This is a genomic window from Neisseria sp. P0021.S007 (genome assembly GCF_051956855.1).
This window is the reverse complement of record NZ_JBQCXA010000457.1, coordinates 1-722: the sequence shown is the minus strand read 5'-3', so window position 1 is coordinate 722 and position 722 is coordinate 1. Positions and strand designations below refer to the sequence as shown.

The window sequence follows — 722 nt, the reverse complement described above, 5'->3', positions numbered from 1 at the left end:
CTTCACGCCCGAGTTCCGCAACCGCTTAGACGCGATTATCCCATTTGCGCCCTTGTCCGAGCCTATTATCGTTAAAGTCGTGGACAAATTCCTGCTCCAGCTCGAACACCAGCTCCTCGACAAAAAAGTCGAAGCCGAATTCACGCCGGCATTGCGTAAATATCTGGCGGAAAAAGGTTTCGACCCGCAAATGGGCGCACGCCCAATGAACCGCCTGATTCAGGAAAAAATCCGCAAACCGCTCGCCGACGAACTCCTGTTCGGCAAACTCGCCGAAGGCGGCTTTGTGCTGATAGACTGGGATGCAGCGAAAGAAGAAGCCGTGTTGAAGTTTAAGAAAAGCAAGGTCAAACCTGAAACAGAAACTGTTTAACCGACTAAAAAATAAAAGGCCGTCTGAAATTTCAGACGGCCTTTTTATCTCAATCAAAAATCTGATTTACAAAACGGATTTAACAGTGGCAACCACATTGTCTACGGTAAAGCCGAATTCTTTGAACAGCAAGTCAGCAGGTGCAGACTCGCCGAAGCGGTTGATAGCGACCACTGCACCGTTCAAACCGACGTATTTATACCAACCGTCGGCATGTCCTGCTTCTACGGCTACGCGTGGTAAGCCTTCCGGCAGAACGGCGGCTTTGTAGGCAGCATCTTGGCGGTCGAATACATTGGTAGAAGGCATGGAAACAACGCGCACGGCGATACCTTGTTCTGTCAATACC

General features: G+C 49.9%; 1 protein-coding gene and 1 pseudogene. One reads left to right on the top strand and one right to left on the bottom strand.

The features are described 5' to 3' along the window. Positions 1 to 373, top strand: a pseudogene (gene clpA / locus ACTHUR_RS13980) (ATP-dependent Clp protease ATP-binding subunit ClpA); the annotation flags it as partial. A 66-nt stretch (positions 374 to 439) separates the two neighbouring features. Here the strand turns inward: clpA and ACTHUR_RS13975 are convergent. Further along, positions 440 to 722 (bottom strand): transketolase-like TK C-terminal-containing protein (locus ACTHUR_RS13975; protein ID WP_440399146.1); only part of this gene is annotated, 283 nt, incomplete at its 5' end.